The 21,446-nt window shown below is 63.8% G+C and carries 23 protein-coding genes and 1 pseudogene; 20 read left to right on the forward strand and 4 right to left on the reverse strand.

All coding sequences use genetic code 11. The annotated features are described in order from the left end of the window. Window positions 1–29 precede the first annotated feature (29 nt). Together AC5Y5C_RS01810 and AC5Y5C_RS01815 are read left to right on the forward strand one after the other, a co-directional pair. Window positions 30–809, forward strand: coding sequence for an Rv1363c family protein (locus AC5Y5C_RS01810; protein WP_499968485.1), 780 nt, complete (start codon window positions 30–32; stop codon window positions 807–809). 9 nt (window positions 810–818) lie between these two features. After that, window positions 819–1,298, forward strand: a complete 480-nt coding sequence (locus AC5Y5C_RS01815) for a DUF456 domain-containing protein (RefSeq protein ID WP_499968487.1) — start codon at window positions 819–821, stop codon at window positions 1,296–1,298. Between the two features lie 8 nt (window positions 1,299–1,306). Here AC5Y5C_RS01815 and AC5Y5C_RS01820 read toward each other — a convergent pair whose 3' ends face one another. Continuing rightward, entirely contained in the window at window positions 1,307–2,137 is an 831-nt protein-coding gene (locus AC5Y5C_RS01820) for a tyrosine-protein phosphatase (RefSeq protein ID WP_499968488.1), read from the reverse strand. After that, the gene (locus tag AC5Y5C_RS01825) at window positions 2,134–3,402 is read right to left on the reverse strand and encodes a nucleoside permease (RefSeq protein WP_499968491.1); all 1,269 of its coding nucleotides are present in this window, start codon (window positions 3,400–3,402) and stop codon (window positions 2,134–2,136) included. The genes AC5Y5C_RS01820 and AC5Y5C_RS01825 overlap by 4 nt, the downstream gene beginning before the upstream one ends. A gap of 103 nt (window positions 3,403–3,505) precedes the next feature. Here AC5Y5C_RS01825 and AC5Y5C_RS01830 point away from each other — a divergent pair, with 103 nt between their 5' ends. The 14 genes and pseudogenes from AC5Y5C_RS01830 to AC5Y5C_RS01895 all read left to right on the forward strand — a co-directional run bounded on the left by AC5Y5C_RS01830 (window position 3,506) and on the right by AC5Y5C_RS01895 (window position 16,439). Continuing rightward, window positions 3,506–4,597, forward strand: a complete 1,092-nt coding sequence (locus AC5Y5C_RS01830) for a phosphotransferase family protein (RefSeq protein WP_499968493.1) — start codon at window positions 3,506–3,508, stop codon at window positions 4,595–4,597. Window positions 4,598–4,633: 36 nt separating this feature from the next. Next, window positions 4,634–5,392, forward strand: a complete 759-nt coding sequence (locus AC5Y5C_RS01835) for a crotonase/enoyl-CoA hydratase family protein (protein WP_499968495.1) — start codon at window positions 4,634–4,636, stop codon at window positions 5,390–5,392. Window positions 5,393–5,546: 154 nt separating this feature from the next. Next, window positions 5,547–6,479, forward strand: a complete 933-nt coding sequence (locus tag AC5Y5C_RS01840) for a class I SAM-dependent methyltransferase (protein ID WP_499968497.1) — start codon at window positions 5,547–5,549, stop codon at window positions 6,477–6,479. Between the two features lie 2 nt (window positions 6,480–6,481). Further along, window positions 6,482–7,312, forward strand: a pseudogene (locus AC5Y5C_RS01845) (SAM-dependent methyltransferase); the annotation flags it as partial. Window positions 7,313–7,400: 88 nt separating this feature from the next. Then, window positions 7,401–8,327, forward strand: coding sequence for a class I SAM-dependent methyltransferase (locus AC5Y5C_RS01850; protein ID WP_499968499.1), 927 nt, complete (start codon window positions 7,401–7,403; stop codon window positions 8,325–8,327). A gap of 10 nt (window positions 8,328–8,337) precedes the next feature. Beyond that, window positions 8,338–9,264 carry a class I SAM-dependent methyltransferase gene (locus tag AC5Y5C_RS01855; RefSeq protein WP_499968500.1) on the forward strand — a complete coding sequence of 309 codons (927 nt, stop codon included), beginning with the start codon at window positions 8,338–8,340 and terminating at the stop codon, window positions 9,262–9,264. A gap of 78 nt (window positions 9,265–9,342) precedes the next feature. Then, the gene (locus tag AC5Y5C_RS01860; protein WP_499968502.1) at window positions 9,343–9,639 is read left to right on the forward strand and encodes a hypothetical protein; all 297 of its coding nucleotides are present in this window, start codon (window positions 9,343–9,345) and stop codon (window positions 9,637–9,639) included. Between the two features lie 12 nt (window positions 9,640–9,651). Further along, complete coding sequence (locus AC5Y5C_RS01865; protein ID WP_499968504.1) at window positions 9,652–11,232, forward strand: hypothetical protein; 1,581 nt, start codon at window positions 9,652–9,654, stop codon at window positions 11,230–11,232. Then, a complete protein-coding gene (locus AC5Y5C_RS01870) occupies window positions 11,229–11,903 on the forward strand; it encodes a hypothetical protein (protein ID WP_499968506.1) in 675 nt (224 codons plus the stop codon). The genes AC5Y5C_RS01865 and AC5Y5C_RS01870 overlap by 4 nt, the downstream gene beginning before the upstream one ends. Window positions 11,904–11,944: 41 nt before the next feature. Beyond that, window positions 11,945–12,970 (forward strand): glutathione S-transferase family protein, encoded by a 1,026-nt coding sequence (locus tag AC5Y5C_RS01875; protein WP_499968508.1) that lies wholly within the window; start codon window positions 11,945–11,947, stop codon window positions 12,968–12,970. A gap of 131 nt (window positions 12,971–13,101) precedes the next feature. After that, window positions 13,102–14,196: a Re/Si-specific NAD(P)(+) transhydrogenase subunit alpha gene (locus tag AC5Y5C_RS01880; RefSeq protein ID WP_499968510.1), complete on the forward strand. Its 1,095-nt coding sequence runs from the start codon at window positions 13,102–13,104 to the stop codon at window positions 14,194–14,196. Window positions 14,197–14,199: 3 nt separating this feature from the next. Next, window positions 14,200–14,535, forward strand: a complete 336-nt coding sequence (locus tag AC5Y5C_RS01885) for an NAD(P) transhydrogenase subunit alpha part 2 (protein WP_499968512.1) — start codon at window positions 14,200–14,202, stop codon at window positions 14,533–14,535. Further along, a complete protein-coding gene (locus tag AC5Y5C_RS01890; protein ID WP_499968513.1) occupies window positions 14,532–15,965 on the forward strand; it encodes an NAD(P)(+) transhydrogenase (Re/Si-specific) subunit beta in 1,434 nt (477 codons plus the stop codon). The genes AC5Y5C_RS01885 and AC5Y5C_RS01890 overlap by 4 nt, the downstream gene beginning before the upstream one ends. 96 nt (window positions 15,966–16,061) lie before the next feature. After that, window positions 16,062–16,439: a hypothetical protein gene (locus AC5Y5C_RS01895; protein ID WP_499968515.1), complete on the forward strand. Its 378-nt coding sequence runs from the start codon at window positions 16,062–16,064 to the stop codon at window positions 16,437–16,439. On the opposite strand, the gene AC5Y5C_RS01900 is transcribed toward AC5Y5C_RS01895, so the two are convergent. Next, window positions 16,436–17,581 (reverse strand): low temperature requirement protein A, encoded by a 1,146-nt coding sequence (locus tag AC5Y5C_RS01900; RefSeq protein ID WP_499968517.1) that lies wholly within the window; start codon window positions 17,579–17,581, stop codon window positions 16,436–16,438. The genes AC5Y5C_RS01895 and AC5Y5C_RS01900 overlap by 4 nt on opposite strands. A 151-nt stretch (window positions 17,582–17,732) precedes the next feature. Here AC5Y5C_RS01900 and AC5Y5C_RS01905 point away from each other — a divergent pair, with 151 nt between their 5' ends. The 3 genes from AC5Y5C_RS01905 to AC5Y5C_RS01915 are packed head-to-tail and all read left to right on the forward strand — an operon-like array spanning window position 17,733 to window position 19,888. Continuing rightward, window positions 17,733–18,419 (forward strand): TetR/AcrR family transcriptional regulator, encoded by a 687-nt coding sequence (locus AC5Y5C_RS01905; protein WP_499968519.1) that lies wholly within the window; start codon window positions 17,733–17,735, stop codon window positions 18,417–18,419. A 13-nt stretch (window positions 18,420–18,432) separates the two neighbouring features. Beyond that, a complete protein-coding gene (locus AC5Y5C_RS01910; protein ID WP_499968521.1) occupies window positions 18,433–19,350 on the forward strand; it encodes an alpha/beta fold hydrolase in 918 nt (305 codons plus the stop codon). Between the two features lie 4 nt (window positions 19,351–19,354). Then, entirely contained in the window at window positions 19,355–19,888 is a 534-nt protein-coding gene (locus AC5Y5C_RS01915) for an SRPBCC family protein (protein ID WP_499968522.1), read from the forward strand. Here the strand turns inward: AC5Y5C_RS01915 and AC5Y5C_RS01920 are convergent. Further along, window positions 19,856–20,533: a GntR family transcriptional regulator gene (locus tag AC5Y5C_RS01920; RefSeq protein ID WP_499968524.1), complete on the reverse strand. Its 678-nt coding sequence runs from the start codon at window positions 20,531–20,533 to the stop codon at window positions 19,856–19,858. The genes AC5Y5C_RS01915 and AC5Y5C_RS01920 overlap by 33 nt on opposite strands. 101 nt (window positions 20,534–20,634) lie before the next feature. Here AC5Y5C_RS01920 and AC5Y5C_RS01925 point away from each other — a divergent pair, with 101 nt between their 5' ends. Further along, window positions 20,635–21,444 (forward strand): enoyl-CoA hydratase, encoded by an 810-nt coding sequence (locus AC5Y5C_RS01925; RefSeq protein WP_499968526.1) that lies wholly within the window; start codon window positions 20,635–20,637, stop codon window positions 21,442–21,444. The last annotated feature ends 2 nt before the right edge of the window (window positions 21,445–21,446 follow it).

Here is a 21,446-nt window from a genome sequence, read left to right on the forward strand (position 1 = left end):
TACCAGTACGACGCGCAAGGAGCACCACCATGGCAGATGACGCTGCCGGCAAGGACGCCAAGAAGGCGGATGAGTCCGCGGTGACCTCGGATACCGCGAAAACGAAGGCCGCGGAGGCCGACGAATCTTCGGCACCGCCGTCACCGTCGTCACAGGCCGAATCGACTCCGGGCGCGGTAACCGACGCCGTCGCGGACGAGGTTGCCGATTTCGACGCGGAGACAGCGGCGAAGGATTCCGAGGATTCTGAGGACACCGACGGCTCTGAGGACACCGACGACGAGGACATCAGCCTCGAACCGGATGAAGAGGAAAAAACTCCGAAGCGCATGCAGGGGCGGCACTGGGCCTGGACCGCGGCCGCCGTCGTGGTGATCGCGATCGCCTCCGGGACAGCCATCATCGGCCGTCTCTACGAAGAGCAGCGCTCCGAAGAGCGGTCTTCTCGTGAGGCCCTCGCCGCGGCACAGGAATTCGCCGGGGTACTGACCAACGTGGACAGCGCCAAGCTCGACGATAACTACAACAAGACCATGGACGGGTCTACGGGCAAGTTCAAGGACATGTACGGCAAGTCCAGCGCGCAGCTGCGGCAGATCCTGGTGGAGAACAAGGCCAGTTCGCGCGGAGTCGTCGTCGACTCGGCGGTGAAGACGGCGACGCCGAACAAGGTCGAGGTTCTCCTGTTCATCGATCAGTCGGTGTCCAATGTCGCGGTGCCCGAGCCCCGTATGGATCGCAGCCGAGTCCAGATGACGATGGAGAAGGTCGACGGACGCTGGCTGGCCAGCGATGTCGAGCTGACCTAGACGCGCGCGATGACTGTCGGTGGGCTGCTGCTCGTAGCCCTGGGGATCGCCATCGGGATGGTCGGCATCGTGGTGCCGATGGTCCCCGGAACGACATTGGTGGTGCTCTCCATCGGCGCGTGGGCGCTCGTCGAATCCACCACGAAGGCCTGGGTGGTTCTGGGCGTTGTGGCGGCTCTCGCCGTCGTGACCATAGTGGTGAAGTACGTCTGGCCCGCTCAGCGCATGCGCGAGGCGGGCGTGCCCACATTGAGCCTGGTACTTGGCGGGGTTGCGGCGATCGTGGGGTTCTTCGTGATCCCGGTGGTGGGGTTGGTGATCGGCTTCGTGCTCGGCATCTATCTCGCGGAGTTCCTGCGACGCAATAGCCAGAAGCAGGCCTGGGGAGCGACCGTCACGGCAGTGAAGGCGGTGGCTACCTCGATCGGCATCGAGATGGTGGGTGCGATGGTGTCGGCAGGCATCTGGCTGGGCGCCGTACTGACCTGAATAGTGGGCTAGGTCAGTGCTGTCCGCAGTGCCGCAAGACCGTCGCCGCCGACCCCGGCAGCTGTCAGCATCGCTTCGGGCGACCCGAAAAGCTTTGTAATTTCCCCGAATCCGGTGTCAAGGTACTCCTCGCGAACGCCGAGCACCTCATCGGAGAGCATCGCAGCCATGGTCTGCGCGAGCTCGGGTTCGGCGGCATCCATCTGTGCGGAGATGTGGGCTCGCATTGCAGCGATCGCGGCATTGCTGCGCAGGTAGTCCGCGGCGATATCGGCGTAGTCGATGCCGACTGAATGCAGCACCACCCCGATGAGCAGCCCGGTCCGGTCCTTGCCCGCCGCGCAGTGCACCAAAGCCGTTGCACCGGTGGCGAGTTGATCGGTTACCGCCTTGAGAGCCACGAGGGTGCCGGGGAGTTCGACGAACCGGCGATACTCGGCCAGCATGAACTCCACCTGCGATGCCGGGTCCGGGCCACGGCCCGAGGTCATGCTGGTGATCATCATCTGTCGGTAGGCAATTTCGTGAGGAGCGCGTTCCTCCCCGGCTGCCGGGGTGGCGAACGGAACCTCGTGCACCCGGATGCCCTCGTCCACGCGATCGGAGCCGGTGCGCTCGATCTCAGTGGGGCTGCGTAGGTCATACAGGTCGGTGACGCCGAATGCCCGCAGCGTCTGGGCACCCGCCGGGGTGAGACCGCTGAGTTCTGAGGACCGGAACAGCACTCCGGGCCTGATGGTGACCGGTGAATCCGCACCGCCGACGTCCCTGAAGTTCCAAATACCCTCTACCGTGCTGTCTGCAGGGGAGGCGGTCGATTCGGCGCTGGAGATCGTCACACCTCCACGGTAGCGGGCGTCTTTTCGACGGCGCTCTCGCCCGGTTTGTGGCGGAATAGCACGAAGAATGCGACCGTGACCACCAACGAGTACCCGGCGAAGCTCAGCCAGATGCCGTGCCAGTCCTTGCTCTGATCCGGATAGGTGAAGAAGTACTCGATGACAGCACCGCTGATGAGACTGCCCAGCATGGCGCCCACCCCGTTGGTCATCAGCATGAACAGGCCCTGCGCACTCGCCCGGATCGCGGGACCACACTGGTCCTCGACGAACAGCTGGCCCGACACGTTGAAGAAGTCGAAGGCCATGCCGTAGACGATGCAGGACAGCACGATCATCCAGAGTCCATCGCCGGGGTTGCCGTAGGCGAACAGTCCGAAGCGCAGTGTCCACGCCACCATACTCATGAGCATGACTGTCTTGATTCCAAAGCGGCGCAGGAAGAATGGGATGGCCAGGATGAACAGAGTCTCCGAGATCTGCGAGATGGACATGATGATGGCGGGATGCTCGACGGCGAAGAGGTTCTGGTACGCGTCGACGCTCGCGAAGTCATGTAGGAAGGTGTCGCCGTAGGCGTTGGTGAGCTGCAGGGCGCCGCCGAGCAGCATCGCGAAGATGAAGAAGACTGCCATCGTGCGGTGACGGAAGAGAGTGAAGGCGGTGAGTCCGAACCTGTCGGTGAATGTGGTGCTGTGCCTGCGGTCCAGCTTCGGCGGGCAGCTCGGCAGCGTGAACGCGTAGAGACCCAGGAGTAGCGCCGCCGTTCCGGCGACGTAGAACTGGCCGGCGGAGGTTTCCAACTTCAGCAGGCTCACTGTGTGCAGTGCGACGATGAACCCGACGGTGCCCCACACCCGGATCGGCGGGAAGCTGACAACGGTGTCCCTGCCGGCATCTTTGAGCGCGTTGAAGGCGACCGTGATGGCCAGTGACAGTGACGGCATGTAACACAGCATGTTGAGCAGCAGAACCCAGAAAAAGGTGGTTGGGCTGGTCACCAGGGGAAGGGTGAAAAGCGTTACCGCCCCACCGAGATGCAATATTCCGTATAGCTTTTCGGCGTTTACCCACTTATCTGCGATCACCCCCATGATGGGCGGTGTGAGGATCGCCGCGATGCCCATGGTGGAGAAGGCGGCGCCGAAGTGGGTACCCGACCAGTGCTTGTTGTTGAACCAGTAGGCCCCGAGCGTCAGCAGCCACGCTCCCCACACGAAGAACTGCAGGAAGTTCATGACGATGAGGCGGGTAGAGAGGTTCATTGGACACCAATACTGGGGGACATCGGCCCAGTTGGCAGCGTGAACGGTTAAGGAATGTCACGGCCCCTCGCTCGTGATTTGTGCCGTCAGGTAAACATGACCCATGCACAAGGACGTGTCCCCTCCACCCGATGGCCCCGCGGGCGACGCGACGCTCGATGCCGATGCCATTCCCGCGAGCTTGTTGGAGTACCTCAACCGCGAGCTGGGGGAGGAGGTCGGTGTCCGCAGGCTCTCAGCCGGGCATTCGAATCTGACCTATGTGGTCACGGGAAATTCTGGTGCGCAGTGGATTATGCGGCGCCCGCCGTTCGGTCGGCTGCAGGCCGGCGCCCACGATGTGATGCGTGAATACCGGGTGCTCGATGCGCTCAGCGCGGCGCAGGTGCGGGTTCCTCGTGTCACCCTGGCCAGCACCGATGCCGAGATCTTCGGTGCTCCGTTCTATCTGATGGAGCGCCAGGAAGGCGAGGTGATCAGGGACGTCTCTCCCGAATGGTTTGTGGGGCCGGTGCGGCGGGAGCTGGTGCTCGATCTTGCGGTTGCGTTGGCGGAGATTCACAACGCAGATCCGACGCGGTTGGTGGAGGCCAAGCTGGGACGCGAATCTGGTTATTTGGCAAGACAATTGAAGACATGGGGTGGGCAATGGGAGTCCATCAAGGAGCTGCCCACCGGCCGTGACCTGGAGGATCACACGGCCATTACCGGATGGCTCACCCAGAACTATCCGGGCGACCGCCCCGCGGCCGTGGTGCACGGCGACTACAAGCTGGACAACGTGCTGGTCGATGCGGAAACAGCGCGGATTACCGCGGTACTGGACTGGGAGATGGCGACCGTCGGCGATCCGCTGGCGGACCTGGGCTACCTGCTGTACATGACCCCTGAGCCGGGCGGTGAGGTCGCCATGGCGGAGCTGACCGGGGCGGTGACCGCACAGGAGGGCTGCCCCTCGCATGCCGAGATCGCCGAAGCCTACCGCGAGGCGCGAACCGGAGATCAAAGTTATTGGACACCAGCGGATTTGATCTATTACCAGGTGTTGGGCGGCTGGAAGCTCGCCACACTGCTGGAGGTGTCCTACCAACGGCATCTCGCCGGAACCACTGACGACCCCTTCTTTGCGGAGCTGGACGAGGGCGTACCCAGGCTGCTTTCGGTGGCTCGCGGCCTCATACCGGCCACTGGTTAGCATCGAGAAACAAATTTCACCGACGAGAGGATCGCCATGGCCGACGAAGTCCTGATCGAACAGCGTGACCGTGTCCTACTGATCACCATCAACCGTCCGGACGCGCGTAACGCGGTCAACAGGGCCGTCAGTCAGGGGCTGGCAGCTGCCGCAGACCAGCTGGACAGCTCCGATGACCTGTCTGTCGCCATCATCACCGGAGCGGGTGGAAACTTTTGCGCGGGAATGGATCTCAAGGCATTCGTGAGCGGTGAGGCGGTGCTGTCGGAGCGCGGTCTTGGTTTCACCAATGTGCCGCCAGGTAAGCCGATCATCGCGGCGGTGGAAGGCTTCGCCCTGGCCGGTGGCACCGAACTCGTGCTGTCCTGCGACCTCGTGGTGGCCGGCCGGAGCGCCAAGTTCGGCATCCCCGAGGTGAAGCGGGGCCTGGTCGCCGGTGCCGGGGGCCTGCTGCGTCTGCCGAACCGGATCCCGTACCAGGTGGCCATGGAGCTGGCGCTGACCGGTGACTCGTTCACCGCAGAAGACGCTGCCAAGTACGGGTTCATCAACCGGCTCGTCGACGACGGACAGGCATTGGATACTGCGCTGGAGCTGGCGGCCAAGATCACCGCGAACGGTCCGTTGGCCGTGGCCGCCACCAAGCGCATCATCGTCGAGTCGGCGAGCTGGGCGCCCGAGCAGGCCTTCGCCAAGCAAGGCGAGATCCTCATGCCGATCTTCGTGTCCGAGGACGCCAAGGAGGGCGCGAAGGCATTCGCCGAGAAGCGTGCCCCCGTCTGGAAGGGCAAGTAGCCCGTCGGATCGGTCTGCGCGGAAGGGGCCGGTGGCGCTCCCAGCCAATCGGCGTACTGTAGTTAGTTGTGCGAACTTGTCTTGGGTAAAGCCCCTTGACCTGCGTCTTTAAATGTACGCACACCTGACATTCATGTTGGATGGGAGACTTGCCGTGGCCAGAACCGAAGGTGACACCTGGGACATCGTGACGAGCGTGGGCGCGACAGCGCTCGTCGTCTCCGCCATGCGTGCCGTGGAGGCGCGTAAGGCGGAGCCGCTCGCGCGAGACGATTACGCACAGCATTTCGTCGCCGCGACCAAGGTTGAGGCACCGATCTTCTCCGAGCTGCTGGAGGACCCCGCCGTCGCCCAGGAACCCGATGTGCAGCTGTTCTCGAGCTACCTCGGGGCACGGACGAAGTACTTCGATGACTTCTTTCTGGCGGCCGGGGATGCGGGCGTCCGGCAGACCGTGATTCTGGCGGCGGGGCTCGACGTTCGTGGATACCGACTGCCCTGGGCACCCGGCACCACCGTCTACGAACTTGACCTCCCGAAGGTGCTCGAGTTCAAGAAGCAGGTTCTTGACGAGCACGGGGCGCGGGCGACGGCCACCGTCCACGATCTGCACATAGATCTTCGCGACGATTGGCCCGCAGCGCTCAGTGCAGCGGGCTTCGATCCGACGCAGCCAACAGCATGGCTGGCCGAGGGACTGCTTCCGTTCCTGCCCGGCACCGCCCAGGACCTACTGTTTGAGCGCATTGTCGACCTGTCCGCACCGGGCAGCCGGGTTGCTGTGGAAGACTTCGGCGCTCCGGGCACCCAGGCGGATCGGATGTCGAATGCGATGGAGAAGGAAGACGGTGCGCTGCAGCGGATCTTCAGGAGCATCGTTGAGGAGGACGCGCCCCCCTCGAGCCTGTGGTTTGGCGATGAGCGTGAGGATCCGGCGCGATGGCTGACCGGCCGCGGCTGGACCGTCGAGGCGACGACCGCGGGTGAACTGCTGCAGCGATACAACCGGGCTCCATTGGCCGGTGAGCATGAGCTGACCGATGCCATGGGGCAGAGCCGGTACTTCACCGCAGTGCTCGGCGCGTAGCCATGGCGCGCACCGAGGGAGACACCTGGGACATCGTGACGAGTGTCGGCTACACGGCACTCGCGGTCGCAGCTGCTCGCGCGCTCGACGCGAAGCTGGATCCGCCACTGGCACATGACGAGTACGCCGAGAAGTTCGTTGCCGCCGCCGGTGAGCCGCACCTAGCCGAGGCAGTAGCCGCCGGTGATATCAGCGGTTTCGCCGGAGCCAATGCTGGATGGGTCGGTGTGCGGACGCGGTTCTTCGATAATTTCTTCGCCGATGCGGCCGGTGCGGGCGTGCGTCAAATAGTCATTCTGGCTGCCGGATTGGACGCACGCGCATACCGATTGCCCTGGCCCACCGGGACGACCGTTTTCGAGGTGGATCAGCCGCAGGTGCTTGAATTCAAAGATCGAGTGCTCGTAGGAGTGGACGCTAGTCCAGCCGCCGGCCGGGTACCGGTGGCCGTCGACCTGCGCGACGATTGGCCGAAGGCATTGGTGGGAGAGAGATTCGACTCCGGACAACCCACCGCGTGGGCTCTGGAAGGGCTATTGCCTTACCTGCCCGGGGCGGCGCAGGACACGCTCTTCGAAAGGCTGCATGAGCTGTCGGCTCCGGGGAGCTGGATTGCGGCCGAGCTGGGTCCCGGGCCGGGAGAGATTGCTCAGTTTGAGCAGGACATGCCGTCGGGTGCGGATTCTCCGGGTCATCCCCGGGTATCCGAGCTCTGGTATGACGATCCGCGGCGCGACACCAAGTTGTGGCTTGCCGAAAGAGACTGGACTGTAACGGAAATCGATCTCGTCGATGCGGCCGTCGGATACGGCCGGCCATTCGGCGAGCAACCGCGCTCGTTCGAAACATTACTGCGCACCAAGTTTTTCACCACTGCGCACCAAGTTTTTCACCGCTACCCGGACAAGCTGAAGGGGCACCATGACTGGCGTCGAGGACAAGAATTCGATCCGCAGCGACGGCGACTCGTGGGACATCGTGTCGAGCGTGGGGTACACCGCGCTGGGGGTCAGTGCGCAGCGTGCCGTGGAGAGTGAGCGGCCCGACGCGCTGATCGTCGACCCCTTCGCCAAACATTTCGTGCTCGCGGCGGGCGAACCCCATTTGATCGATACGATCACCAAACGCGATGCACCACAAGCGTCTCCGTTCGAGTACCTGCGGGGCATGGGCATGCGCAGCCGCTTCTTCGATGAGTTCTTTCTGGATGCCGCGGCCTCCGGTATCCGGCAGGCGGTGATTCTTGCCGCGGGCCTGGACGCCCGGGCACACCGGCTGCCGTGGCCCGCCGGGGTCACCGTGTACGAGCTCGATCAGCCGCAGGTGCTGGCTTTCAAGGACCAGGTGTATGCCGAGCAGGGCGCTGCACCGACGAGTGATCGCCGGACCGTAGCGGTGGATCTGCGTGATGATTGGCCGGCTGCGCTCAAGGAGGCTGGATTCGATTCCGGCCTGCCGACCGCATGGTCGGCCGAAGGGCTGCTGCCGTATCTGCCTGCGGCCGCGCAAGAGCTGTTGTTCGAGCGCGTGGCCGAACTGTCGGCACCCGGCAGCCGGGCCGCCATCGAGGGCCCGACGGGTGTGTTGGGAATGAGTCAGTTCGCGAAGGTCGAACAGAAGTATCGATCCGAGAAGGACACCTTCGGCAAGATCGACATCACCGAGCTGTTCTACGACGAGGAGAAGACGCCGCCCCGCGAGTGGTTCTCCGCACGCGGATGGAACACCCAGGGGCTGGACATGTTTGCGTTGGCGGACCGATATGGCGTGCAGCATCCGGAAGTGCCCGAGGACATCCGAGAACTGGCCGGTGCGATGCACTACCTGACCTGCACCCTGCCGAGCTGAAAGGACTGTAATGACCAACATCGAGGACAAGGATTGGTCGCGTAGCGAGGGCGACTCCTGGGACATCGTGTCCAGCGTCGGTTTCACGGCGCTGGGTGTGGCCGCGGCGCGCGCGATCGAGAAGACGCACGCCGACCCACTGGTGCGCGACGACTACGCGGAGCACTTCGTGCGCGCCGCGGGTGAGCCGCATCTGATTGGGCTCCTGGACAATCCCGATGCGCAGACGCTGAATCCCACCTCAGCATTCCGGCAGATCGGCCTGCGCAGCAGGTTCTTCGACGAGTTCTTCGTGAGTGCAACGAATTCCGGTTGCAAGCAGGCGGTGATCCTGGCCGCAGGACTAGACGTTCGCGCGCATCGGTTGCCGTGGCCGGCAGGTACCAAGGTCTTCGAGCTGGACCAGCCACAGGTGCTGGAATTCAAGGACCGGGTACTCGCCGAACGGGGCGCCACGCTCACCACTGATCGTCGCGAGGTCGCCGTCGATCTGCGGGATGATTGGCCGGCCGCCCTGCTCGCCGCGGGCTTCGATCCCGAGGTGCCCACGGCGTGGTCGGCGGAAGGATTGATTGTTTATTTGCCTGCTGCTGCACAGGATCTGCTGTTCGAGCGGGTTGTCGCGTTGTCGGCGCCAGGCAGTCAAATTGCCGTGGAAGCCACCCGCGGGAGGCCCAATATCGCCAAGTGGGGTGAGGTCCAGAAGAAATACGCGGACGATAGCCATCCCATGTCGAAGGTGGACATCAGTTCGTTGTTCTACGACGAAGACCGGGCCGACGTCGCGGAGTGGTTGGCTGCGCGCGGGTGGACGGTGCGGGGTGCGCATGCCCTGGAATTGGCCGCGGCCTACGGAATCGAAGTCCCGGATCTGCCGGAGGACGTCATCGAACTGGTGGAGCAGGGCAACTACATCACCGCGATTTTGCCCAGCTAGACGGGCTATCCACAGGGTCTGGCTAGGTCCTGCGTTCCGGGCTAACATGCGGAAGGGGCATGTCCAGAGGGGGAGCGGATGAGGATCGACCCGGTGGCGACGGAGAAGTGCGCGTCGCAGCTCGATGCAACCGATGCGCACGTCGAGTTCGCCAAGGGCAAGCTGCGTGCCACGGAGGGCAAGGACCTCGGCGACCTGACCGATGCCATGAATGCTGCGCGAACCCGGGTGTCGGGTGCGCTGGGCACGGTTGCGGCTGTGCAGAAAGAGATTTCGCAGAACATCCGCACGTGCACCAAGGCCCTTGTCGAGATGGATCAGCGCAACGCGGGCAACCTGAGCGATGCCGAAGTCACGTTCCCGGTGCTCAACTAGGGCCGGTGGGGGATGACTCTGGGCGACACGCAAAAGCAGCTTGAGCAGGTAATCGCCGACCTTCGACAAATCGGCGAGATCACCATCAGCACGGTCTGGCCCGTCGCCAGGAAGGTTGTCAGCGCCGTCCGGAAGGTCATCGCGGTGGCCACCGAGCCACCTCCGCCCGACCCGGCGACCGTGCGTGACGTCGCTGCGCGCTGGCGGGAAACGGCGCCCGCGATCGGGGAATGGCATGCCAACGATGTTCAGAAGGCCCAGAACACGATTCCCGAAACGGTGTGGGGGCGGACGCCGGGCGATCCCGGCGGTGAGACAACCGGGGATAAGGCGCGCACGAGCATCGCGAACTTCACGACGCGGTCCACGACGATTGGTCCGGCCGCAACCGGGGTGGCGACCTCCCTGGAGACCTTCGGTGGATCGATGGAAAAGGCCCGCGAGCGTTGGCATAACGCGTTCGCGTCGCTGAAGGACGATGTCGACTGGAACAGCATCCCCAAGGCGCCGTGGGACGCCATCCCGTACGTCCGAAAGCTCGTGGGCGACGTCATACACGGTGTCGAAGAACTCGCCGGTGCGTATGGGGACGCCGACAAGGCGGTGAACGCCGCCAAGGGTGAAATCGGTAAGGCCGTGGACGGCATCACCTTGCCCGACCACACGTCCGTCGCGGCGGGTGCAATCGGCTCGGTGAACAACTGGTCGGGCGTCAAGGGTGATCCAGACGGTCACAAGGACGGAACTGGATTGCGGCCGGGCGTCCAAGAACGTGCAGATGCCAACCTGGCGTCGATGACTCCCGAGGATCGTGCGAAAGCGCAAGCGATGCTGGAGGGCGCGAAGGACGAGGCGCGCCGCAACTGGATCGTCTCGGCGCTCGCACGGGGCACGGATGTCAGTACATTGCAACGCTTCTCGGACAAATTGGCTCTCATGGATGATCAACAGGTGCGCGAGCTTGACCCGGTGGAGTACGCCAAGAACCATCCGGGCGTTCTGACCCAACCCGACGGCACCACGTGTGGATCGTCGTCGCTTGTTGTCGCCAAGATGATCAACGACCCGGTGTATGCGATGAAGATGCTCACCGGGTACGACGCGGCCGGGTCTGATCCGCCGAAGGCGGGACAGTCGATGACCACCTCCGAGGTCACGTCCAAGTTCGCGGATGAAGCCAGGAAAATGCACGACTCGACCAACAATGCGATCGTCCCCGGCTGGGGCACCACGTGGCCCGAATCGCTGGGAACACCCCCAGGGGGTGCCGCAGACGAGATGGGCAAGCCCGGTGGTGCCGGTGTCCCGGGCAGCGCGTATCGATTCGAGGTGGCGAATCCGCTAGGACCGTCCGGGGACTACCAAGCGATCAGTGCGGCTGTCCAGTCCGGGCAGTCCGTTCCGCTGTTCGTCGGCAGCGGAGTGAACGGCCACATCGTCCTGGTGACGGGAATGCAGGGTGACTCACTGGAAATCTACGAGCCCTCTTCGGGGCAGAAGATGACGATCCCGAAGGATGATTTCGTCAATAACCGAATATCGTTCGGTGGCGAAACGCGCTATCGGCCATGGGGTGAGGTGATCCCGAAGTGAAGGGCCTCGGGCTTTCCTCGGTGCTGTTGCTGGTTTTCGTGCTGGCCGCGTCGTGTCCCAAGCACCCCGACACCTTCGAACCCAATGATGTGGACGCGGCGCGATCCGCGCGGCTGGCGGCGGATGCCTGGCTTGCTCCCGCCAAGGTGTACCGCGCCTCGTACAACGGGCTGAACAACATCTCACGTGAAGCGGTAGCCAGGACTGCGTCCCTCACGCCCGGTGACCCCGTGGACGTTGCCACGCGCGAGACACAGAAGGCCTTACAGAACGGATGGGTGCTGACCTACGCCCACTGCGGCGCGGTAAGCCGGCCGATGTCGTCGGTCAGTGCCCCTCAAACACTGTCGGGTGTCGAAGTGAATCTCGAAAAGTCACCGACCGACCCCGAGCATGCCGCGATGGCGCAGCTGACGGTATTCCACGCGGATCCGGATCCGGGCGGTCAAGGAATCGTGAACATGGAGATCAACGCCTTTGCGCAGTATCACTCGGACAAGGGCTGGCCGAATTTGCCGAGCCTCCCGATGGACACCACCTGCTTGGCCATACCGGGTGGACACAGGACGGGCCTCAAGACGTCACCAGCATTCCCCTTGGGAATTGTCCAGGGCATTAAGGGCGGTCAGCCGCTGAACGAGAAGGGTGAACCTGACAAAACAGCGCAGTGAGCCCGGCCGCACCTCGGGGGCGCAGTGACACACTGGAGTGTGTGAGCCAAACCCCGGAGAACACCAAGTACATCGAGCCCGGTGAGTTCAAGCGGGACACCAACTACATCAACACGCGGATCACGGCGGACGGTCGCGACGGCTACCCGGTAGAACCGGGTCGATACAGATTGGTCGCGGCACGTGCCTGTCCCTGGGCTAACCGGACGCTGATCGTTCGCAGACTTCTCGGGCTGGAAAATGTCTTGTCACTTGGGCTTTGTGGTCCTACGCATGACAAGCGCAGTTGGACCTTCGATCTTGACCCGGGTGGGGTAGACCCCGTCTTGGATATCCACTTCCTGCGTGATGCCTACCTCAAGCGGTTCCCGGATTATCCGCGTGGCATTACCGTGCCCGCGGTCGTGGAGGAGTCCACGGGTGAGGTCGTCACCAACGACTACGCGCAGATGACATTGGATTTCTCCACCGAATGGGTTGACTACCACCGCCCTGGTGCCCCACAGCTGTATCCCGCCGCGCTGCGGGCCGAAATCGACGAGGTGAACCGTCGCGTCTACACCGAGGTCAACAACGGCGTCTACCGCTGCGGTTTCGCCGGAGGTCAAGAGGCGTACGACGCGGCCTACGACCGGTTGTTCACAGCGCTGGATTGGTTGTCGGAAAGGCTTGCCGGGCAACGGTATCTGGTGGGCGACACCATTACCGAGGCCGATGTACGGCTGTTCACCACGTTGGTCCGGTTCGATTCGGTGTACCACGGGCACTTCAAGTGCAATCGCGAGAAGCTGACCGAGATGCCGGTGTTGTGGGCATACGCACGCGATCTGTATCAAACCCCGGGGTTTGGTGACACGGTCGACTTCGGGCAGATCAAGGAGCACTACTACGTGGTCCACACCGATATCAACCCCACGCGCATCGTTCCGAAGGGGCCGGATCTGAGTAGCTGGCTTACCTCGCATGGACGCGAGGTACTAGGTGGTAGACCATTTGGAGACGGCACCCCGCCGGGGGCGCCTAGAGAGTCGGAACGCGTGCCAGATCAAGGTCATTGCCCTGGTTAACGACATTTGCAGGATTTACAAAAACGGAAGACTTGTTAACAAGCATGCCTTTCCTTAGTATCCGTCGGCATGCTGCACCACAGCGATGAGCGCTTGCGCGAAGAGCATTGAACAGGGTGAAGGGCGAGTAGATGACCGATCAATCAGTCACTATCGGAGTTGTCCGAGAGTCGGGTGAGGACGAGCGCCGCGTCGCGCTGGTGCCCAAGGCGATCGCCGGCTTGATTGGCAAGGGTGTGAACGTCGTCGTGGAAAGCGGCGCCGGAGAGCGCGCGTTGCTACCCGACGAGCTGTACGCCGAGGCCGGTGCGACGGTGGGCGATGCCTGGTCTGCTGACATCGTGGTGAAGGTCGCGCCGCCTTCGGCTGCTGAGGTCGCCCGCCTTCGCGAGGGGCAGACCCTCATCGGCTTCCTGGCGCCCCGCAATGCCGACAACAGCATCGGCGCGCTGCAGAGTGCCGGCGTGCAAGCCTTTGCGGTGGAAGCGATTCCGCGGATCTCCCGCGCGCAGGCGATGGATGCGTTGTCCTCACAGGCCAATGTGTCCGGCTACAAGGCGGTGTTGGTCGCCGCGTCCGAGTCCACCCGGTTCTTCCCGATGCTCACCACCGCCGCCGGGACCGTGAAGCCCGCGCTGGTACTGGTGCTCGGTGTCGGCGTGGCCGGCCTGCAGGCCTTGGCGACGGCCAAGCGGCTCGGCGGCCGTACCACGGGTTACGACGTGCGCCCCGAGGTCGCCGATCAGGTTCGATCGGTGGGTGCACAGTGGCTCGATCTGGGCATCGATGCGGCCGGCGAAGGCGGATACGCCCGCGAGCTCACCGAAGACGAGCGCGCACAGCAGCAGAAGGCGCTCGAAGACGCCATCAAGGGCTTCGATGTCGTCATCACCACGGCTCTCGTTCCCGGCCGCCCGGCGCCCCGCCTGGTGACCGCTGCCGCGGTCGAAGGGATGAAGCCAGGCTCGGTCGTCGTCGACCTCGCGGGTGAGACCGGCGGCAACTGCGAACTGACCGAGCCCGGTCAGACCGTCGTCAAGCACGACGTCACCATTGCTTCTCCGCTCAATCTCCCGGCGACGATGCCCGAGCACTCGAGCGAGCTGTACTCGAAGAACATCACCACCCTGCTGGACCTGCTCATCACAGACGGCGCACTCGCACCGGACTTCGACGACGAGATCGTCGCGGCCTCGTGCGTGACCCGTGTAAGAGAGGACGCGTAGCTCATGTATGACCAGCTATTGGCCAACCTCGCGATCCTGGTTCTGGCCGGGTTCGTCGGGTTCGCCGTTATCTCCAAGGTGCCCAACACCTTGCACACCCCGTTGATGTCCGGCACCAACGCCATCCACGGCATCGTGGTCCTCGGTGCACTGATCGTGTTGGGCGACTTGCCCGCCGACGCGCACTGGGGCGTACGGATCATCGCGTTCATCGCGCTGATCTTCGGCACGCTCAACGTGATCGGCGGCTTCCTGGTGACCGACCGCATGCTCGGAATGTTCAAATCTCGATCGGCTGGCCGCAAGGTTGCCCCTAAGCCGGAGGCGGCTGACAAATGAACTACCTCGTCACCGTTCTTTACATCGTCGCTTTCGCGCTCTTCATCCTCGGACTGTCGGGTCTGACCGGACCGAAGACCGCGGTCCGCGGCAACTGGATCGCAGCCACGGGTATGGCGATCGCCGTCGTCGCGACTCTGATCAAGGTTCGTGACACCGCTCCGATCAACTGGATACTCATCGCGGTCGGCCTGTTGATCGGTGTCGTGCTCGGCGTCCCGCCTGCGAAGAAGACCAAGATGACGGCGATGCCGCAGCTGGTCGCGCTGTTCAACGGCGTCGGTGGCGGCACCGTTGCGTTGATCGCGTGGGCGGAGTTTATCGAGACCCACGGGTTCAAGACATTCCGCGCTGACCAGCACCCGACCGTTGCGCTCGTGATCGGCTCGCTGTTCGCCGCGATCATCGGTTCGGTGTCGTTCTGGGGCTCGCTGGTGGCGTTCCTCAAGCTGCAAGAGTCGATTCCGAAGAAAGTCGAGAAGCGACTTGTCTCCTCGGCCAAGATCTTCCAGGCCGCCAACATCGTGTTGTTGATCGCCGCCGTCGCTGCGGCGGTGTGGATCGGTCTGAACGCCGGCGTGGGCACCCCGGCCTGGGCAATCGTGCTGGTGCTGGTGCTGGCGGGTGTCATGGGTTTGTTCGTGGTGTTCCCGATCGGTGGCGCCGATATGCCCGTGGTCATTTCGCTGCTCAACGCATTGACCGGATTGTCTGCTGCGGCAGCCGGTTTAGCACTGAACAACACCGCCATGATCGTGGCGGGCATGATCGTGGGTGCGTCGGGTTCGATCCTGACCAACCTGATGGCCGTCGCGATGAACCGGTCCATCCCGGCGATCGTGTTCGGGTCCTTCGGCGGCGACTCCGGCGCAGCGGCAGGCCCCGGCGGCGAGCAGGGCACGGTCAAGGCCACCAGCGCCGCCGATGCCGCGATCCAGATGGCGTACGCCAACCAGGTGATCGTGGTCCCGGGCTACGGTCTTGCCGTCGCGCAGGCCCAGCACGCGGTCAAGGAGATGGCCAGCCTGCTGGAAGCCAAGGGTGTCGAGGTCAAGTACGCCATCCATCCGGTGGCGGGCCGCATGCCCGGGCACATGAACGTCCTGCTGGCCGAGGCCGATGTCGAGTACGACGCCATGAAGGAAATGGACGATATCAACGGCGAATTCAGCCGGACCGATGTCGCCATCGTGATCGGCGCCAACGACGTCACCAACCCGGCGGCGCGAAATGATCCCAGCTCGCCCATTCATGGCATGCCGATTCTCAACGTCGACGAGGCCCGTTCGGTCATCGTGCTCAAGCGCTCGATGTCCTCCGGATACGCAGGTATCGAGAACCCGCTGTTCTTCGGCGACAAGACCTCGATGCTGTTCGGCGACGCCAAGAAATCGGTGTCCGAGGTTACCGAGGAGCTGAAGGCGCTGTAGCCCAAGCTCTTTGCGATCGAGTGGGAGCCTCGCGCGGATATCCGGCCGGAAATCCTCGCAGGGTTCCCACTCGGCGTTTCGGCGTAGGCTTCGCGCATGTATCGGGTGATGGCGACGGTTGTCACGGCGTCAGCGCTGTTGACTCCGATGGCAGCGGCCGATTCACATGACTGCGTCTCGGTAGACCGGGCGCGTGATCAGATCCGCGGCCTTTCACGGCAGAACGGGGTGGCCGTTCGTCAGACGGTGGTCGCACGAAACCGGGCGATCGCCGCGCTGCTTCGGACGGCCGCGGGGGATACCGCGGATCTGACGGTGCGGGACCGGGCGTTGGATGCCGCGGCTGCCGCGGAGCGCTATGCCAATGTGCTGGCCGCTGAGACCTCCGTGGACGGTGCGCTCGCGCCACCCGGCGGCGAGATGGCCCGCGCGGTCAACACGATGGCCGCGTTGGAAGCGGTCTGCCCGTCCTAGGCATCCTCGATGCGTCGCCAGGTCACCAGCCCGGCGGCCAGCGCAGCCAGCCCGGCCAACCAGTACAGCGCGTGCGGCTCTGTCGAGATAGCGACTGCCGCAATGGCAATTGCCGGCAGGCCGATATTCAGGATGGTGTCGCGGCGCTGCAGGAGCAGCACCAGCCATGCCAGCACCAGATAGATGGCGAACGGGACCGTGATCGTGAGTGCGGCGACGGTGGGACTCAGGTGACTCTTGCCGAGCCCCTCGTCGACGGCGATTTCAAACCCCGCCGACAGTGCGGCGACGGCGGCGAAGATGAAGTAGTGGCTGTAGCCCCACAGCAGGGTCGATCGCAGGGACGTGTCCTTGCACTCCTGTTCCTCGTCGAAGTAGATCCACCACACCGCGGCGACGATGACCAAGGCCGACACCGCAATGCCGATCATGCTGACTGTGTGCTTGGCTTCCTCGGCGCCGCCGATGATCGAATTCGCCGAGGCCAGGATGGATTCGCCGAGCACGATCAGGGTGAACAGGCCGTAGCGTTCCGCGATGTGCTCGGGATGCCATGACGTGGTGGTGGCGCGCTCGGCGAATGCGGGCACCGAGATATCGGCGAGCGCGATCAGGATGAACAGCCCAAAGCGCAGATGTTCCGGTGCGAACAGTCCCCAGCACACCCATGCGGTTTGGACGACGCCGATACCCGCCACGTAGCGCAGACAGGTGGCACGCATCGTGGGATCGCTGATCGCCGCGCGCACCCACTGGCTTCCCGCCGCGATCCGCATGAGGACGTACCCGGCGATGACGATGCCGAAGTCGGCCTGAGTCATCGCCCGCTCGACACCCGCGGCGATGGTCAGCGCCCCGGCCATCTGGACGAATGTTGTCAGCCGGTAGAGCCAGTCGTCGGTGTCGAAGGCGCTCGCGAACCAGGTGAAGTTCATCCACGCCCACCAGATGGCGAAGAACCCCATCGCGTATCCGATGAGTCCCTCAGCGAAATGGCCCTCAGCCCAGAAGTGATGCAGGGTCCCGGACGCGCGGGACACCGCGACTACGAAGACGAGGTCGAAGAGCAGTTCTAGCGGGGTGGACGTGCGATGCGGTTGTGCGGGATCGCGTGCCACCATGGCCCGCAGGCCACTGATCATGTGGTTACCTACCGGTGTCGGAGGAGAGGCGGACGTGGGCAGCTTAACGTGCTTTTGGCGCCAGAGCCGGCGAACATCGGGCTTCACCAATCCAACTAGTTGATCGGGATTCCGTCCGCGTGGGGAAACCCTGCGCATATAGTGAGGCACCATGCAACCGGTCCCCGCTGCCTCGAAGGCAGGCAATTCCTCGCAGCGCCGTGCGGGCCGCCGCGAGGAATTGGTGGCGGTGGCGTCCAAGTTGTTCGCCGCGCGGGGCTATCACGGCACCCGGATGGACGATATCGCCGATGTCGCGGGCCTGAATAAGGCGACGGTGTACCACTACTTCGCCTCCAAGGCGCTCATCCTGTACGAGATCTACTTCAAGGCCGCCGAGGAGACTCTGGCTTGCCTGCAGGACGATGCGAGATGGTCGGCGCGTGAATCGCTGTATCAATGCACGAGCCGCATGCTCGCGCTCATCTTCTCGAACCGCGAACAGGGGGCGGTGTACTTCCAGGAGAACCCGTTCCTTTCTGAATGGCTCTCGCCCGAACAGGTCGCCGAGATCCGCAAGCGCGAGGACATGGTGCAGGAACGGGTTCAGAACATCATCGAGCGGGGCATCGCCAGCTCCGAGTTCGTGGAGTGCGACTCGCATGTCATGGCGCTCGGTTACATCGGAATGGTTCTGGGTTCCTACCGCTGGCTCAATCCGAGCGGCCGCCGCAGCGCCCAGGAGATCGCCGTGGAATTCAGCACCACGCTGTTGCGGGGGCTGATTCGGGACGAGGCAACCCGGATCAATGATCCGTTGGGTGTCGCGACGACGACGTCTGTTGACGGCACCTCGTAGCGACGGACGTGTAGTGGTCGCTGATTCCCTCCTGACCTTGGACCTGCCCAACGTCAGACTGCAGGCACTGTCCTGGGGCCCCCACGACGGCCCGCTGCTGATTTGCGGACACGGGTTTCCCGACTCCGCCCACACCTGGCGTCTGCTGGGTCCGAGGTTGGCCGCGGACGGGTGGCGCGTGGTGGCGCCGTTCACCCGTGGTTACTCACCCAGTGAAATACCGGCCGACGCCGAATACGGCTTGGGTGCCCTGATGCAAGACATCCTCGACATCCACATGGTGCTGGGTGGCGATGAGCGCGCGGTGTACATCGGCCACGACTGGGGAGCGCTGGTCGGTAACGCCCTCGCCCGCAGCGGCCTGTCGCCGTTCTCCAGCATCGTCACCATGGCGGTGCCACCGTTCGAGGTTCTTGGCTCAAGTTTCGCATCGATCGGGCCGCTCGGCTGGCCCGGTGTGCTCGGGCGCCAACTGCTGATGAGCTGGTACACGTTGTTCCACCACATTCCGGTGCTACCGGAGTTGTTGTTGCCCTGGCTACTTCGTCTGTACTGGCGGCGGTGGTCGCCGGGATACGACGCGCATGACGATCTGCAGTACACCGGCGCGGCGATGCTTCAGAAGGGGAACCGCCGGGCAGTCATCGGCTACTATCGCGCAAACATTGGGCGGGCGCTGATTCCCTCGCGGAAATACTGGAAGACCCAACGATCCCTCCTGGACGGCGCGCGTACTCCGCTGCTCTATCTGCACGGTCGCGCCGACGGGTGCATGACGCAGCGACTGGTAGAGTCTGCGCGCCCGGATCTGCCCGACCGTAGTGTTGAAATCATCGATGGCGGTGGACATTTCGTGCATCTGGAATGCCCGGACGTGGTGTACGAGCTCGTGCGTGAGTTCCTGCGTCCGCCAACTACGAAGGTAGAGTGAACCAATGCCAGTCGTCAGTCAGACCGTCGAGGTGGCCGCGCCTCCGCAGGTGATCGTGGCCATCGTCACCAACTACGAGGCCTACCCCGAGTGGAACAAGGAGATCACCAGCGTCGAGATCCTGGATCGCCTCCCGGACGGCCGTCCCCGCATCGTGCGGTTGAAGGTGGAGATGACGGGCATGGCCTCCACCAACGTCGCCGAGATCGCTTATCTCAACGCCGCGCAGGTGGCGACGCGACTGCTGGAGAGCGACATCTTCGAGAAGCAGGAACAGACGTTTTCGATTGTCCCGATGGGGCCCACCTGTCTGCTCACAGTGGATATGGATGTCGAGACCAAACTCCCGATCCCCAAGCCGATGGTGAAGAAGCTCGCCAACCAGGTTCTCGAACATCTGGCCGAGGGCCTGAAGAACCGGGCCGAACAGATCGCGTCGGGGGCCATCGCCTCGCAGCAACCGCCGGCACCCGCCCCGGCTTATCAGCCCCCGGTTGACTCGCAGCTACCCCCCGGACCACATCCCGGCGCGGTCTAGGTACTCGATCAACCGGCGGGCACCGTCGATGAACTGAACCTCCGTTTGAGCCACCACCTCAGCGGCGTCTCCAGTGCGCAGCGCCGCGATGAGCTTGTGGTGTGCCGCGACTGCGTGCCGCGTCCATTCGGCATCGGACGCGAAGAGCAGGTGCGGGGTGTATCGCGTCGCCTGTAACAGGAACCAGGCCAGCTTGGGGCGATCGGCCACGTGATTGAGAAATCGGTGGAACTCGAACTCCGCGATGGAGATTGCTTCGGGCGAACTTGCGTTGCGAAGTGTCTCGTTGAGGTCTGCCAGGGTGTCGAGCTGTTCCGGGCTGATGCGCTCCGCAGCGGTCTTCGCCAGCTCCACGGCAAGGTGTGATTGCTGCGCGAAAATGTCTTCGATATCGGCTCGGCTCAGGGGAGCCGCCATATAACCGCGATGCGGGACGGCCTCGACCAGTCCCTCGCCGCGCAACGTCAGCAACGCCTCGCGCACCGGTGTGACGCTCACACCCAGCTGGGCCGCCGTCTCGTCCATCCGAATGTACTCACCCGGGCGCAGCTCGCCGGTCATGATCGACGCGCGAAGTCGGCCGGCAACCTCCTCGGAAAGCTGCGGTCTACGGATCTCGCGGATCTGAGCCCGTGGAGCGTTCATCCCTGCCTGCCATTTCCCTGTGTGGTGACGCACTTGCATCTAAAGTCATATCAAATATATTTGACCCGACGCGACGAAGCGACAAACCAGGAGGCAGCGACTTGAGTCCCCATGAATCGGCCGGCGCACCCGATATAGCTGTCGACGGCGGCATCATGCGGATCACATTCACCAGGCCCGATCGGATGAATGCGCTCAACGGGCCGGCTACCGCTGGCTTGGTCGAGGCGTTGGAGTCGGTCCACCAGCGCAGCGACGTGAGGGTGGTCGTCATCAGTGGTGGAGCACCCGGTAGTGCATTCACGGCGGGCGCCGATGTCGCGGAGCTGGCGGCCGGGGCCGGTGACCTGACGCCGCTACAGGCCGCCGAACTGACCATGGACAATGCCGAACGGCTGGTGCGCGCGGTCCTGAATTGCCCAGTGCCCACCATTGCGGAAGTCACCGGTGCGGCGGCCGGCATCGGTGCGTCGGTGGGCTTGGCGTGCGATCTGGTCTATGCGGCCGAGACGGCCTTCTTTCTGATGGCCTTCGCGAATATCGGGCTCATGCCCGATGGCGGATCGAGTGCGTTGGTCTCGGCCTCGATCGGCCGTGTGAAGGCCAATGCGATGGCGCTGCTGGCTCAGCCCCTCAATGCTGCCGACGCGTTTGCGGCCGGACTGGTCAACGAGGTGCTGCCCGGGGACCAGCTGCGCGAGCGCGTCGACAAGTCGGCACGCAAGCTGGCCCACGGTTCCCGTCGCGCGATGCAGCTGACCAAGGAAGCCATGAACTCGGTGTCGCTCAAGCTGTTCGACGAGGCCATCGCCCGTGAGCGTGAGGGGCAGATCGAGCTGTTGACCTCACCGGACGCCCAAGAGGGCTTTGCCGCATTCCTCGAGGGCCGCCGCCCCAATTTCAGTGAGTAGGA

This window comes from Mycobacterium sp. NGS15 (assembly GCF_059813245.1).

What these genes read in the sequence shown, in the direction of transcription:
- AC5Y5C_RS01810 (WP_499968485.1), top strand. Translation starts at nt 30, where the DNA reads ATGGCAGATGACGCTGCCGGCAAGGACGCCAAGAAGGCGGATGAGTCC.
- AC5Y5C_RS01815 (WP_499968487.1), top strand. Translation starts at nt 819, where the DNA reads ATGACTGTCGGTGGGCTGCTGCTCGTAGCCCTGGGGATCGCCATCGGG.
- AC5Y5C_RS01825 (WP_499968491.1), bottom strand. Translation starts at nt 3,402, where the DNA reads ATGAACCTCTCTACCCGCCTCATCGTCATGAACTTCCTGCAGTTCTTC.
- AC5Y5C_RS01830 (WP_499968493.1), top strand. Translation starts at nt 3,506, where the DNA reads ATGCACAAGGACGTGTCCCCTCCACCCGATGGCCCCGCGGGCGACGCG.
- AC5Y5C_RS01835 (WP_499968495.1), top strand. Translation starts at nt 4,634, where the DNA reads ATGGCCGACGAAGTCCTGATCGAACAGCGTGACCGTGTCCTACTGATC.
- AC5Y5C_RS01850 (WP_499968499.1), top strand. Translation starts at nt 7,401, where the DNA reads ATGACTGGCGTCGAGGACAAGAATTCGATCCGCAGCGACGGCGACTCG.
- AC5Y5C_RS01855 (WP_499968500.1), top strand. Translation starts at nt 8,338, where the DNA reads ATGACCAACATCGAGGACAAGGATTGGTCGCGTAGCGAGGGCGACTCC.
- AC5Y5C_RS01860 (WP_499968502.1), top strand. Translation starts at nt 9,343, where the DNA reads ATGAGGATCGACCCGGTGGCGACGGAGAAGTGCGCGTCGCAGCTCGAT.
- AC5Y5C_RS01865 (WP_499968504.1), top strand. Translation starts at nt 9,652, where the DNA reads ATGACTCTGGGCGACACGCAAAAGCAGCTTGAGCAGGTAATCGCCGAC.
- AC5Y5C_RS01880 (WP_499968510.1), top strand. Translation starts at nt 13,102, where the DNA reads ATGACCGATCAATCAGTCACTATCGGAGTTGTCCGAGAGTCGGGTGAG.
- AC5Y5C_RS01885 (WP_499968512.1), top strand. Translation starts at nt 14,200, where the DNA reads ATGTATGACCAGCTATTGGCCAACCTCGCGATCCTGGTTCTGGCCGGG.
- AC5Y5C_RS01890 (WP_499968513.1), top strand. Translation starts at nt 14,532, where the DNA reads ATGAACTACCTCGTCACCGTTCTTTACATCGTCGCTTTCGCGCTCTTC.
- AC5Y5C_RS01895 (WP_499968515.1), top strand. Translation starts at nt 16,062, where the DNA reads ATGTATCGGGTGATGGCGACGGTTGTCACGGCGTCAGCGCTGTTGACT.
- AC5Y5C_RS01900 (WP_499968517.1), bottom strand. Translation starts at nt 17,581, where the DNA reads ATGATCAGTGGCCTGCGGGCCATGGTGGCACGCGATCCCGCACAACCG.
- AC5Y5C_RS01905 (WP_499968519.1), top strand. Translation starts at nt 17,733, where the DNA reads ATGCAACCGGTCCCCGCTGCCTCGAAGGCAGGCAATTCCTCGCAGCGC.
- AC5Y5C_RS01915 (WP_499968522.1), top strand. Translation starts at nt 19,355, where the DNA reads ATGCCAGTCGTCAGTCAGACCGTCGAGGTGGCCGCGCCTCCGCAGGTG.
- AC5Y5C_RS01920 (WP_499968524.1), bottom strand. Translation starts at nt 20,533, where the DNA reads ATGAACGCTCCACGGGCTCAGATCCGCGAGATCCGTAGACCGCAGCTT.